This is a genomic window from Chryseobacterium sp. L12, from assembly GCF_056133985.1.
Map to the genome: position 1 here is coordinate 49,248 of NZ_JBVYOF010000023.1, position 14,067 is coordinate 63,314.

The following is a 14,067-nucleotide window of genomic DNA, read 5'->3' on the forward strand; positions in this document are numbered from 1 at the left end:
AAAAGAGCTTTGTTTTTTGTATTCGTATTTTATAGCTGAAAACCTGACTGATAATTAAGATTAAAATATTTTTAAATTTGTTATTTTGAATGATTCAAAATAAGCAAAAACCTTTCTGGAATGATAAAAAACAGCTTTTTTTGCCGTCCTTTCGGTTTATCATCCTTATTTTTGCATGTCAAGTAATATAAAATCATGAAGAAGCTGCAGGATATACTTATTTCCACCAGAACAATGGCTGTTCTACTGCTCGTTTATGCATTTGCCATGGCTTATGCAACTTTTTTAGAAAACGATTATGGTACACCTACCGCAAAGGCATTAATCTATGAAGCCAAATGGTTTGAGCTGATTATGCTTCTGCTTATCCTCAATTTCGTAGGAAATATAGGAAGATACAGACTTTGGAGAAGAGAAAAATGGCCTGTCTTGGTTTTTCACCTTTCTTTCATTTTTATTTTTATCGGGGGAGCTATTACAAGATATATCAGCTTTGAAGGACAAATGAGCATCAGAGAAGGGCAGACTTCCAACGAAATTGTAACGGATAAGCATTTTTTTAAAATTAAAATTGAAGAAAACGGTGAGACTCTTGATTATCAGGATGTACCATATCTGATGTCTCCGCTGCATAAAGATTTTAAGGCAACGTATGATTTTAAAGGAAAAAAAATCAAAGTAGTAACGCTTGATTACGTTCAGAGAAAAAAAGACAGTCTGGTTGCAGATCCTAATGGTGCAGAATATCTTCATTTAGTATCTACTGCAGAAACAGGAAGGCAGAATATTTACATTAAATCAGGAGAGACAAAATCAATCAATGGGACTTTGGTTACTTTCAACAGAGCTATTGACGGTGCAGTAGAATTTAAACAGGAAAACGGACAGATTTTAATTAAAACTCCTGTAGATGCTGCTTATATGACCATGGCAACGCAGGCAACCGGAAATACTGCCAAAGATCAGTATCAGCCTTTGGTTTTGAGAAGTTTATACACAATTAACGAATTAAAGCTTGTAGTTCCTGAAGGTTTAAGAAAAGGAAAACTGATGGCTTTTGAAGGTGATAAAAAGAAAGATCAGAATGTTCCTGATGCAATGACGATAGAAATTGAAGGTCCGAAAACCAAACAAACTGTTGAGCTTTTTGTAGAAAGAGGAAACCCGAATGCATACAAGCAGATTGCAATGGATGGGTTGAATATTATGGTAGGTTTTGGTCCTAAAATTTACAACACTCCTTTTACGTTGAAGCTGGACGATTTCGTAATGGAAACTTATCCCGGAAGTTCTTCTCCGAGTGCCTATGAAAGCCATGTGAAAATTATTGACGAAGGAAAGCAGATTCCATATAAAATTTATATGAATAATGTTTTGAATTATAAAGGTTACCGTTTCTTTCAGGCAAGTTATACGCCGGACAGAATGGGAACTTTACTTTCAGTGAATCATGATTATTGGGGAACTTTGATTTCTTATATTGGATATGCATTTTTATTCGGAGGAATGTTTGTAATGTTTTTCTGGAAAGGAACACATTTCTGGAAGCTTAATAAAATGCTGAAAGACATTAACAAGAAAAGAACAGCGATGGTTCTTCTGCTTTTATTAAGTCTGAATTTCAATGCACAAAAAATTGAAACACACGGAACATCCGACGGAAGCAGAGAACATATTCATACAGAAGGGGATGGTCATGATCATGCTCCTGCTCCTGAAAAAGTTACATCGGAAAGCAGACCGCAACAAAATTCTGTAGCCGCTCCGCTTTCAAAAATGAGAATTATTTCGCCGGACGAGATTATATCGAAAAATAAAATCAGCAGAGAACATGCGGATAAATTCGGTTATCTTTTAGTGCAGAATTATGAAGGCAGAATAGTTCCTATTAACACACAGGCTTTAGATGTTTTAAGAAAATTATATAAAAAAGATAAGTTTAAAGGAAGTGACGGAAATTATTTGACAGCTGAACAATGGTTTCTGTCAATCAATACAGATACTCCGAGCTGGACGATGGTTCCTTTAATTAAAGTAGATGCAAAAGGAGGTAAGGAACTTTTGAGAAAAACAAAAGCCAATGAAGATGGTTACACTACTTTAATGAGTCTTTTTCCTGCAGATGCCAACGGAAATCTTACCTATATTTTGGATGAAGACTACAATACAGCGTTTCGCAAAAAACCTGCAGAGCAGTCAGAATATGACAAACAGGTGATCAAACTCAACGAAAGAGTACAAATTTTTAATGAATTTTTCAGTGGTCAGTTTTTAAGAATTGTTCCTGTGAAAAATGATCCAAACCATACTTGGCATTCGTGGCTTGATCAAAAAATGGAACCTGATATGGAATCCCAGAAAGTGATGGGACCTTATTTTGCAGAGGCACTTCAGGCACAGAATACAGGAAATTGGGCAAAAGCTGATATTGAACTAAAAAACCTTTCTGATTTTCAGCAAAAATGGGGAAAAGCAGTTGTACCGTCTCAGTCGAAAGTTGATCTGGAAGTTTTTATGAATAAAGCTGACATCAACTTTAAGCTTTTAATTTTTTATACGATCATTGGCGGTTTGCTTTTTATTTTAGGTTTTGTAGAATTATTCAAGCCTAATAAAATTTTAAACAGAATTATCAAGGCGATTATTTATATTGGAGTTGTAGGCTATATCTGTCATTTCTTCGGATTAGTAGGAAGATGGTATATTTCAGGTCATGCTCCTTGGAGTAATGGTTACGAAGCTATCATATTTATTTCCTGGGTTGGTATTTCTGCCGGACTGATATTCTATTTTGGATTCGGAAGATACAGTCCTTGGCAATTAGAAAACAATACAATGCATTTAACAGCTAGATTATTTGGAGCTACAAATACTTCCAATGCATTAATTCCTGCAGCCGGTTTTATGGTGGCTGTTATTATGATGGGATTTGCTCATGGAGGTTCTGCTCTTGATCCGCAAATTACCCCATTGGTTCCGGTTCTTAAATCGTATTGGCTAATTGTACACGTTGCCATTATTGTATCAAGTTATGGTTTCTTTGCGCTGTCGATGATTATAGCTGTGATTTCATTGATATTCTATATCATTACAGATAAAAAGCAATTCAAACTGCACAATGATTCTACTCTGAAAGAATTGGCAATTGTTTCTGAAATGTCTTTAACAATTGGTCTGTTTGCATTAACTGTCGGAAACTTTTTAGGCGGAATCTGGGCAAACGAATCCTGGGGAAGATATTGGAGCTGGGATCCGAAAGAAACATGGGCATTTATCTCGATCATGGTGTATGCATTTGTTTTACACATGAGATTGGTTCCTGGATTAAGAAGCAGATGGGCATTTCACGTAGCGACAATGTTTGCATTCTGCTCAATGGTAATGACGTATTTTGGGGTGAATTATTACTTAAGCGGACTCCATTCTTACGCAGCAGGAGATCCTGTTCCGATTCCTGTTTGGGTTTATATTGGTTTGGCAATAATGCTTACATTATCTATTGTCTCTTACGTTAAATTTGTTTCTTTAAAGAAAAAATAAATTTAGTTATAGTATAAATAGAATCCCGAAAGTAATTTTTCGGGATTTTTTATTTCAAAAAAATAAATTTATATTTGTTTTTTATATATCTTTATGATATCAAAATAATATCAATTTAAAATTAACACTATGGAAAAAGTTTTAAAACCTATGTCTGGCTATTTGGTACTTATTATCAGTCTGCTTTTGCTGGCTTTTTGTATTTATCTGTTCGTTCTCGGGGTAGATGATAGGGTAGACAATAATGTTACTTATCTTATTATTTCGTTTGCGTGTTTTGCTGTTACATTTTTTTTCATGAAAGGGTTGATGATTATTCAGCCTAATCATTCAAGAGTATTGAATTTTTTCGGAAAATATGTAGGAACAGTGAAAGAAAATGGTTTGTTTTTCATCAACCCGCTATACTCTTCACAAAAAATGTCTCTCCGTTCTGAAAATTTGCAGGGACAGACGCTTAAGGTGAACGATAAAATGGGAAATCCTATCGAAATTGCTGTTGTTATGGTCTGGAAAGTTGGAGACACTTACAAAGCTGCTTTTGATGTTGAAAGGTATACAGATTTTGTAAAAATGCAGAGCGAAGCAGCAGTTCGTCATTTGGCAATGAGTTTTCCTTATGACAATTTGGAAGACGATCATGCGCCGATAACTTTAAGGGAAGGTGGCGATAAAATCAATTCGATTCTTGAGCAGGAACTTACCGACAGATTATCCAAAGCGGGTATCATCATCCAGGAAGCCAGAATTTCACATTTGGCTTATGCATCCGAAATTGCAGGAGCAATGCTTCAGAGACAGCAGGCAACAGCAATTGTTTCAGCCAGAACTAAAATTGTAGAAGGAGCTGTAGGAATGGTAGATTTAGCTTTAAAGAAACTCTCGGAAGAAAATATTGTAGAACTGGATGATGAAAGAAAAGCAGCAATGGTAAGCAATCTTATGGTAGTTCTATGCGGTGAAAAAGCAGCAACCCCAATTTTAAACGCTGGAACATTATATAATTAAGGTAATTTTGAGGCTAAGAATTAATAACAAGCATAGGTCTTTGAGTGAAATCGAAGATTCGATGTAATCAAACGCCTTTTCAAACTTAAAAACAGACAGATTATAAAAAATCTTTGCGCCTTTGGGTTAAAAACAAAAAGCAATAAGAAAAACCAAGCAATAAATGAAATCAGAAAAAGCCCAAAATTCGTCAGAAAATAAAACAAAAAAATCCTTTGTGATAAGAATTGACGAATCTACCTATAAGCTTCTGGAAAAATGGGCGAATGACGAATTCAGGAGTGTAAACGGTCAGATTGAATTTCTACTAAATCAGAATCTGATCAATTCAGGAAGAAAGAAAAAAGAATAAATAGAATTAAATATTAGTACAGCAGAGATTTTTCTCTGCTTTTTTTAATCCAGACAGCTTTTGAGACTATCGGCTCCAAAATAAAAAATTACCAGCCAAACCAAACCTTTTATGGTGAAAAATGCCAATCCTGCCCATCCGACACGTTTAAACCACTTCTTAAATTTGGATTCTTTTTCCTGTGAATTTTCCATTTTTAAATTTTTTACTCTTACAAAGATAACCATGTTTATAATTAGTCCAAATAAAATAAGCCTGAAAATTAAAATTTTTCTGTTGGATAATATTTTTTTATCTTAGGCGAAACGAAAAGTTAAAATTGTATGTCTAAAAAAGCCAAAGATTTCGGAATTGAAAAATCATTAAAAAATTTAGGAATCAAAGATGAAAATAAAGGAACTTCTACCGGAGGAAAGTTTTTTGCATCAGGAAAATCTATCGAAAGTTATTCTCCGGCAGACGGAAAGCTTATTGCTAAAGTAAAGCTGTCGGGAGAAAAAGATTATGACAAAGTAATAGAATCTGCACAGAAAGCATTTGTAGAGTTCAGAATGATTCCGGCTCCGAAAAGAGGAGAAATTGTAAGACAATTAGGATTAAAACTTAGAGAATATAAAGACGACCTCGGTAAACTGGTTTCCTATGAAATGGGAAAATCTTTACAGGAAGGTTTGGGAGAAGTACAGGAAATGATAGATATCTGCGATTTTGCAGTCGGTCTTTCCAGACAGCTTCACGGTTATACAATGCACTCGGAAAGACCGGGACACAGAATGTATGAGCAGTATCATCCTCTCGGAATTGTGGGAATTATCACTGCATTCAACTTTCCGGTGGCAGTTTGGGCGTGGAATACCGCTTTAGCCTGGATTTGTGGAAACGTCACCATCTGGAAGCCTTCGGAAAAAACTCCGCTTTGTGCTATTGCCTGTCAAAACATAATGAATGAAGTTCTAAAGGATAATGATCTTTCTGAAGGAATTTCGAGTGTTTTGGTTGCAGATCACGAAATCGGACAAAAACTGGTAGATGACAAGAGAGTTGCGTTGATCTCATTTACGGGTTCAACAAGAGTGGGAAGAATGGTTTCTGCTAAGGTAGCTGAAAGATTTGGAAAATCGATTTTGGAATTGGGCGGAAACAATGCAATCATTATTTCTAAAGATGCAGATTTGGATATGTCAATTATTGGAGCAGTATTCGGAGCTGTGGGAACTGCAGGACAAAGATGTACTTCTACAAGAAGGCTGATTATCCACGAAAGCGTTTATGATGAGGTTAAAAACCGTTTGGTGAAAGCTTATGGACAACTGAAAATAGGAAATCCTCTGGATGAAAGTAACCATGTAGGTCCGCTGATTGATACTGATGCAGTAAAACAATATGAACAAGCCATAGAAAAATGCAAATCTGAGGGCGGAAATTTCATTGTGGAAGGCGGTGTTTTATCCGGAAAAAATTACGAATCAGGCTGTTACGTAAAGCCTTGCATTGCTGAGGTTGAAAATTCTTACGAAATTGTTCAGCACGAAACTTTTGCACCAATTTTATATTTAATCAAATATTCAGGTCTTGATGAAGCGATTGCCATTCAGAATGATGTGCCACAAGGTTTGTCATCAGCAATCATGACTCAGAATCTGAGAGAAGCAGAGCTTTTTCTTTCACATGCCGGATCAGATTGCGGAATTGCCAATGTGAATATAGGAACTTCCGGTGCTGAGATTGGTGGTGCTTTTGGTGGTGAAAAAGAAACAGGTGGAGGTAGAGAATCAGGTTCTGATGTATGGAAATATTACATGAGAAGACAGACCAATACCATCAATTATACAACCAATCTTCCTTTAGCACAGGGAATTAAGTTTGATTTATAATTTTCAATTTAAACTTGAGTTTTTCAGGGATTTAATTGGTGTTTTATTAGTTTAAATCTTTGAATTTTTTTAATCTTTCAATCACAGTTATATGGACAATACACTTGAAATTCAAACAAATAAAGTAAAAGAAACGGTAGGAAGACACGTGTTAGCAGACGGGTTTGACTTTGTAATGGATATTGAAAATTCTCACGGATCATGGATTCATGATTCACTTTCAGGAAAAAATTTCCTGGATATGTTCTCTATGTTTGGCTCCGGTTCTATCGGTTACAATCATCCATATCTGCTTGAAAAGGCAGAATGGCTGGGAAAAATGGCAGTGAACAAACCCACTTTGGCAGATGTTTATCCCAAAGAATATGCTCAGTTTATTGAGGTTTTCGAAAGGGTAGTAATGCCCAAAGAACTTCAGTATGCTTTTTTTATTGAAGGCGGAGCTTTGGCAGTAGAAAACGCTATGAAAGCATGCTTTGACTGGAAAACAAGAAAAAACTTTGAAAAAGATCTTGATATAGAAGCCGGAATCTGCATTCATTTCAGACAGGCTTTTCACGGAAGAAGCGGTTATACTTTAAGCTTAACCAATACTTCTGATCCTAGAAAGTATCAGTATTTCCCAATGTTTGAATGGCCAAGAATCCTAAATCCTAAATTGCATTTTCCGATTACAGAAGAAAATTTACAGGAAACTATTAAAAATGAAAATTTAGCTTTGATACAGATCACAGAAGCTATTCTTGCCAATCCTAATCAGGTTGCCTGCATTATCATTGAGCCTATACAGGCGGAAGGTGGAGACAACCACTTCAGAGACGAGTTCTTTCAGGGGTTAAGAAATATTTGTGATGAGCACGAAGTTTTGCTGATTTTTGACGAAGTACAGACAGGAATAGGAATTACCGGGAAAATGTGGGCATTTGAACATTTCAGCGTGAGACCGGATATTATTTCTTTTGGTAAAAAAACGCAGGTTTGTGGAGTTTTGGCTAATAAGGAAAAATTCGACGAAATTTCAAACAATGTATTCAGAGAAAGTTCCAGAATCAATTCTACATTCGGAGGAAACTTTATTGATATGCTTCGTTTTCAACTTGTAATGGAAGTTATTGAAAAAGAAAATCTTCTAGAAAATGCTGAAACTGTAGGAGAGTACCTTTTGGAAGGTCTGCAGAATTTAGCTCAGAAATATCCGGAGAAATTGTCTAATCCTAGAGGAAAAGGTTTGATGTGTGCTGTAGATTTGCCTTCAGGAGCGCAGAGAGATCATCTGAGAAATATTTTATACAATGATCACCTGATTATTCTTGCGTGTGGAGACCAGTCAATACGTTTCAGACCACATCTTAACGTGACAAAAGAAGAAATTCAGATCGCTTTAGATAAAATTGAAAATAATATTAATAAAATTTAAAACTCTGTAATTTGGAATTTTAAATTAAAATTTCTATATTTAGATACTCAAAATGTAAAGAATATGGACAGAAATACTAGAGTATCAGTTTTTGAAAGTGATAAACCCGCTGAAATACAGTTGATTAAATCTAAATTGGATGATGCCCAGATTGCCAATGATGTGGAAAACAATTATTTGACATTTACAACTACTCCTACTGCAACTACTCTTAAAGTGATGGTTGATTTACAGGACGAAAAAAAAGCATTTGAAATTATTGATGCTTATCTTCAGCAAAACGAAAATTAATTAAAACAATTTCATAATTTTAAATTTTACTACTTCAGAAACCGAAAGTTAATTTTTTAGCTTTCGGTTTTTTATGAATAAAAATTAATGAAGATTTTGGCATTGATTATGATATTTTGAATTTTAAAGACTTTAATAAAAAATCTTTATGACTGATAATAATGAAATTCATTTCAGAGAAGCAAACTCTGAAGACAGAGACAGTATCTGGGAAATTATCCAACAGGCTATAGACAGAAGAAAAAAAGATGGAAGCTCCCAATGGCAGAATGGCTATCCTAATCTTGGTACTATTGAAAGTGATATTTCTAAAAATTTTGGCTACGTATTAACCGTTGATGGCAGAATTGCTGTTTATACTGCAATTATTAAGAATGACGAACCTGCATACAGCAATATTGACGGTAAATGGTTGAGTGACGGAGAATTTGTTGTTATACATAGAGTTGCAGTTCATAATGATTTTTCAGGAAAAGGATTGGTAAAAGTTTTATTTGATAAAATTGAAGATTTCACAGCATCTTGCGGAATTCAGAGTGTGAAAGTCGATACCAATTTTGATAATGCTGCAATGCTCAAAATTTTAGAATCTAAAGGCTATACCTATTGCGGAGAGGTATTTTTATCAGGAGGTGTTCGCAAAGCTTTCGAGAAGATTATTTTTTAAAGCAAAAGTTAAATTACATTTCATTGATTCTTATAGAAGCGAATTATTTATAAACTCTATCAGGTTTGTTCGTTTTGTTCCGAACTAATTGATAATTTTGAAAAAAATATGATTGATGAATCAAACATTAAAGGTAGATAAGAAAATTTTTCAGGATGCCGTAAAATTTTACGGAACTGTCCTCAATCTGCCGCCATTAGCGTCCAAAATATATTCCTACCTCATTTTCGATTTTGATAAGGTGGGAATTACTTTTGATGAATTTGTAGAGGTTTTTTCGGCAAGTAAAAGTTCTGTATCTACGAGCGTAAGCCTTCTTCTCAACCTTCAGCTGATAGTTGACATCAATAAGATGGACGAGCGTAAAAGATATTTTTTCGCTAATGATGATTACAAAAGAATAAGGTTCGAAAAAATTGTTCAGAAAATGAAAGATGAACTTAAACTGATGGATGATTTGAAAAACTTCAGAGGAAATGAAAATAAAGATGCAGAAGAAAGAAATGAAGCTTATAAAGCACTTTTAAATAAAAGTATAATTACAATTCAGGAATCTCTTAATAAACTATGATATGACAAATAAGCTTATACTATTTTCTGCGGGAGCATTATTGCTTACTGCCTGCAAAGAAGAAGCTCCAAAACAGGATGGTCCTAAACCCTATCCTGTAGTTTCTGTAGAAAATAAAAATATAGTGGGCTATGATACGTTCCCGGCGACTATTCAGGGAAGAATAAATAATGATGTAAGAGCTAAAATTCAAGGCTATATTACTCAGGTTTTAGTAGATGAAGGGCAGTATGTGACTAAAGGACAGCCATTGTTCCGGCTTGAAACCAATATTCTGACCGAAAATGCAGCAGCCTCCAAAGCAGGTATTGCCGCTGCAGAATCCAGCATTGCAGCAGCCAGGGCTCAGGTAAGTGCTGCAGAAGTAGAAGTAAATAAACTAAAACCTTTAGTACAGAAAAATATTATCAGCAATGTGCAGCTTCAGACCGCTCAGGCAAATCTTGCACAGGCACAGGCAGGATTACAGCAGGCAGTCGCAGCAAGAAAACAGGCGGTTGCTAACTATAAGGGTGTAGAAGCCAATATTGATTATTCTGTGATACGTGCGCCAATTTCAGGAGTGATTGGTAAATTACCTTTAAAAGTGGGAAGCTTAGTAGGTCCAACAGATCAGACTCCGCTTACAACTATTTCAGATACATCCGAAATTTTCGCTTATTTTTCTATGAATGAAAAATCTTATTTTGATTTTCTGGAAAAATCTGTTGGCGCAAATCTCCCTGAAAAAATTAAAAATCTGCCGATGGTAGAACTTCAGCTTGCCAACGGAAGCATTTATCCTGAAAAAGGAAAAATTGAAGCTATAACAGGCTCTATTGATGAAACTACCGGAACCATTCAGTTTAGGGTTGTATTCAAAAATGCGCAAAAGCTTTTAAGCAACGGAAACAGCGGAACCATCAGATTCCCTAAAAACTTTGACAATGTTTTGGTTGTTCCGGAAAGTGCTACCTACGAACAGCAGGGTATTGTTTATGTTTATAAAGTAGATAAAGATACTGCTAAAAATGTTGTGGTGAATGTGATTGACAGGATTGATAATTTGGCACTCATCAAAGATGGAGTAAAACCAGGTGATAAAGTAGTGGCACAAGGTACGGGAAGTCTCAAAAATGGAACTCCGGTGAAACCTCAGCCGACCACAACCGATGAAGTCGTAAAATCTATAAAACCGAAATTCTAAAATGATAAAGAACTTTATTAACAGACCGGTTTTATCCACAGTAATCTCCATTATGATTGTCATTCTCGGAGTTTTGGGACTCACCGCTCTGCCTGTTACACAATATCCTGATATTGCTCCCCCCACAGTAAGTGTCCGTGCAAACTATACGGGTGCCAATGCGGAAACGGTTATGAAAAGCGTGGTGGTTCCTTTAGAAGAGCAGATCAATGGTGTGGAAGGAATGGATTATATTACCTCAACGGCAGGAAACGATGGGTCAGCACAGATTCAGGTGTTTTTTAAACAGGGAATAGACCCTGATATTGCTGCGGTGAATGTTCAGAATCGTGTTTCAAGAGCAAGCCCGTTGCTTCCTAGCGAGGTTACCCGTGCCGGAGTTGTGACTCAGAAGCAGCAGACCAGTGCATTGATGTATCTTTCTTTTTATTCGGAAAACAAAAATATTGATGATGTTTATCTGCAAAACTTTTTGAATATCAATGTAATTCCGAATTTACAAAGAATTAACGGAGTTGGTGAAGCCAATGTTTTTGGTGGAAAAAATTATTCCATGAGAGTTTGGCTTGATCCTGCAAAATTAGCAGCTTACGGTATTACTCCGTCTGATGTGACAACAGCAATCAATGAGCAGAGTCGTGAAGCAGCGGCAGGTTCTTTAGGACAAAACAGTGGCAGCTCTTTTGAATATATTATAAAATATGTTGGTAAATTCAATGATAAAGAGCAGTATGATAATATCATCATTAAGGCACTTCCCGATGGTCAGAATTTAATGCTGGGAGATGTAGCCAAAGTAGAATTGGGCGGTCTTTCTTATACAGGAGTTGGTGAAAACGGAAATAATCCTTCAATCAGTATGGGTATTTTTCAGACTCCGGGATCCAATGCTCAGGAAATTATCGAAAATATCAAAGCTCAGCTGAAAGCAAATGAAAGCAGTTATCCGGAAGGGGTAAAATATACTTTTAACTTTGATACCAATGAATTTTTGGATGCATCTATAGAAAAAGTAATTCATACTTTAATTGAAGCATTTATATTGGTTTTTATTGTAGTGTATATCTTCTTACAGGATTTCAGATCTACATTAATTCCGGCTATAGCAGTTCCTGTTTCTATTGTGGGAACATTTTTCTTCCTGAATCTTTTCGGATATTCATTAAATCTTCTTACGCTTTTTGCTTTGGTACTGGCAATTGGTATTGTGGTGGATGATGCTATTGTCGTCGTTGAAGCCGTTCACGCCAAAATGGAAAACGGAATTTCCAATTCTAAAAAAGCAACCATTGAAGCGATGGACGAAATTACAGGTGCAATTATATCTATTACACTGGTAATGGCGGCGGTATTTATCCCGGTAACATTTATTACAGGTCCTACCGGAGTTTTTTATCAGCAGTTTGGTATTACGCTTATTATCGCCATCATGATTTCAGCGATTAATGCACTGACTTTAAGCCCGGTTCTATGTTCGCTATTTTTAAAACCTCATGATGCACATCATGAAGACTATAAAAAGAAAAACTTTATTCAGAAGTTCTTTTATAAATTTAATATTGCCTTCAAATCAGCTACAGAGCGTTATGCAAGAGGATTTACGTTTCTTATTAAGCACAAATGGGTAACTTTGGTTATTTTCGGAATAACAGCCGGAATCATTTACTGGACGAGTGCCACGATGAAAAAGGGTTTTGTACCTACAGAAGACAGGGGTATTATTTTTACTGATGTACAACTTCCTCCGGGAGCATCTATGGAGAGAACTTATACTGTACTGAAAACCTTACAAGCTAATGCGCTTAAGATTCCGGGAATACAAAATGTAACTATTTCTACCGGAAGAGGATTGCTTTCAGGAAACGGAAGTAATAACGGTCTTGCCTTTGTAAAGCTTAAGCCTTTTGACGAAAGAAAAGGTGACGGACTTTCCTCTGAAGAAATTACAAAAAAACTTTTCGGACTTACAGGAAAGGTTCCGGATGCAAAAGTAGTTTTCTTCCAGCCTGCAAGTGTGCCGGGCTTTGGTAACAGTGCAGGTTTTGAGATGGTTTTGCTGGATAGGGCAGGAGGAGAATTTGCGGAGTTGGACAATAAGACCAGCGAATTGATTGGGAATTTGATGAAGAGACCTGAAATTGAATTTGCACAGACTTCATTTAATACAAAATATCCTCAGTACCAAATGGAAATCAATGTTCCTTTAGCTAAACAGAAAGGAGTTTCTATTAATTCTATTTTGGAAACTATGCAGGGATATATAGGAGGAGTTTACAGTGCAGATTTCACAAAGTACGGAAAACAATTTAGGGTAATGGTTCAGGCTCTGCCCGAAAACAGAGAAAATGCAGAAAGTCTCAATCAGCTATATATTAAAACAGCACAGGGAGAGATGGCTCCGATTTCGCAGTTTGTAAGTCTCACTAGAACGTACGGACCTCAGTCAGTAGGACGTTACAATTTGTTTACTTCAGTAAAGATTACAGGAGCCAATGCGCCCGGTTACAGTTCTGGAGATGCTATTGCTGCCGTACAGCAGGTTGCTGAAGAAACTCTGGATCAGAATTATTCTGTAGAATTTACGGGATTATCAAGAGAAGAACTCTCCTCCGGCTCACAGACTGCTCTTATTTTTGCTTTAAGTCTGGTTTTTGTTTACTTTATTTTAGCTGCACAATATGAAAGCTACATTCTTCCTTTAGCGGTGGTAATTTCCCTTCCTTTAGGGGTTATGGGAGCATATTTTGGTCAGAAAATTATGGGACTGGAAAACAACATTTATTTTCAGATTGCCTTAATTATGCTTGTAGGATTACTTGCTAAAAATGCTATTTTGATTGTAGAGTTTGCTGTACAGAGAAGGCATCACGGCGAAAGTATTGTCAACTCTGCAATTAACGCTGCTAAAGCGAGATTAAGACCTATTTTGATGACTTCTTTAGCGTTTATTTTTGGTCTGTTGCCTTTAGTTTTAGCAAGCGGAATTGGTGCAGTCGGAAACAGATCCATCGCAACCGGTGCAGCTATAGGTTTATTGATAGGAACTCTTTTGGGAGTATTTGTAATTCCTGTTTTGTACGTGGTTTTCCAGACACTGCAGGAAAAAATTAAGCCTATAAAACAAGAGGACATCAATTTAGCAGAGTAAAAATCTTTAAGAT

At 36.0% G+C, this 14,067-nt stretch carries 11 protein-coding genes; 10 read left to right on the forward strand and 1 reads right to left on the reverse strand.

Features of this window, described 5'->3' with window-relative positions; genetic code table 11:
- The first annotated feature begins 195 nt into the window (after positions 1 to 195).
- The 3 genes from AC0NBN_RS13070 to AC0NBN_RS13080 all read left to right on the forward strand — a co-directional run bounded on the left by AC0NBN_RS13070 (position 196) and on the right by AC0NBN_RS13080 (position 4,900).
- Positions 196 to 3,540: a cytochrome c biogenesis protein CcsA gene (locus AC0NBN_RS13070; protein ID WP_160813999.1), complete on the forward strand. Its 3,345-nt coding sequence runs from the start codon at positions 196 to 198 to the stop codon at positions 3,538 to 3,540.
- 129 nt (positions 3,541 to 3,669) lie between these two features.
- Entirely contained in the window at positions 3,670 to 4,548 is an 879-nt protein-coding gene (locus tag AC0NBN_RS13075; RefSeq protein ID WP_160814000.1) for an SPFH domain-containing protein, read from the forward strand.
- 163 nt (positions 4,549 to 4,711) lie between these two features.
- Positions 4,712 to 4,900, forward strand: a complete 189-nt coding sequence (locus tag AC0NBN_RS13080; RefSeq protein ID WP_160814001.1) for an Arc family DNA binding domain-containing protein — start codon at positions 4,712 to 4,714, stop codon at positions 4,898 to 4,900.
- A gap of 44 nt (positions 4,901 to 4,944) precedes the next feature.
- Here AC0NBN_RS13080 and AC0NBN_RS13085 read toward each other — a convergent pair whose 3' ends face one another.
- On the reverse strand, positions 4,945 to 5,094 hold the full coding sequence (locus tag AC0NBN_RS13085; protein WP_160814002.1) for an FAM210 family protein: 150 nt from the start codon (positions 5,092 to 5,094) through the stop codon (positions 4,945 to 4,947).
- 129 nt (positions 5,095 to 5,223) lie between these two features.
- Between AC0NBN_RS13085 and amaB the strand changes: the two genes are divergently transcribed.
- The 7 genes from amaB to AC0NBN_RS13120 all read left to right on the forward strand — a co-directional run bounded on the left by amaB (position 5,224) and on the right by AC0NBN_RS13120 (position 14,054).
- Entirely contained in the window at positions 5,224 to 6,774 is a 1,551-nt protein-coding gene (gene amaB / locus AC0NBN_RS13090; protein ID WP_160814003.1) for an L-piperidine-6-carboxylate dehydrogenase, read from the forward strand.
- Positions 6,775 to 6,865: 91 nt separating this feature from the next.
- The gene (lat, locus tag AC0NBN_RS13095; RefSeq protein ID WP_160814004.1) at positions 6,866 to 8,191 is read left to right on the forward strand and encodes an L-lysine 6-transaminase; all 1,326 of its coding nucleotides are present in this window, start codon (positions 6,866 to 6,868) and stop codon (positions 8,189 to 8,191) included.
- A gap of 63 nt (positions 8,192 to 8,254) precedes the next feature.
- Positions 8,255 to 8,482, forward strand: a complete 228-nt coding sequence (locus AC0NBN_RS13100) for a DUF2007 domain-containing protein (protein ID WP_089744800.1) — start codon at positions 8,255 to 8,257, stop codon at positions 8,480 to 8,482.
- 148 nt (positions 8,483 to 8,630) lie between these two features.
- Positions 8,631 to 9,149: a GNAT family N-acetyltransferase gene (locus AC0NBN_RS13105; protein ID WP_143885461.1), complete on the forward strand. Its 519-nt coding sequence runs from the start codon at positions 8,631 to 8,633 to the stop codon at positions 9,147 to 9,149.
- 115 nt (positions 9,150 to 9,264) lie between these two features.
- Entirely contained in the window at positions 9,265 to 9,720 is a 456-nt protein-coding gene (locus AC0NBN_RS13110; protein WP_143885462.1) for a P-loop NTPase family protein, read from the forward strand.
- Position 9,721: 1 nt separating this feature from the next.
- Positions 9,722 to 10,906 carry an efflux RND transporter periplasmic adaptor subunit gene (locus AC0NBN_RS13115; protein ID WP_143885463.1) on the forward strand — a complete coding sequence of 395 codons (1,185 nt, stop codon included), beginning with the start codon at positions 9,722 to 9,724 and terminating at the stop codon, positions 10,904 to 10,906.
- Position 10,907: 1 nt separating this feature from the next.
- Positions 10,908 to 14,054, forward strand: coding sequence for an efflux RND transporter permease subunit (locus tag AC0NBN_RS13120; protein ID WP_143885464.1), 3,147 nt, complete (start codon positions 10,908 to 10,910; stop codon positions 14,052 to 14,054).
- Positions 14,055 to 14,067: the final 13 nt, after the last annotated feature.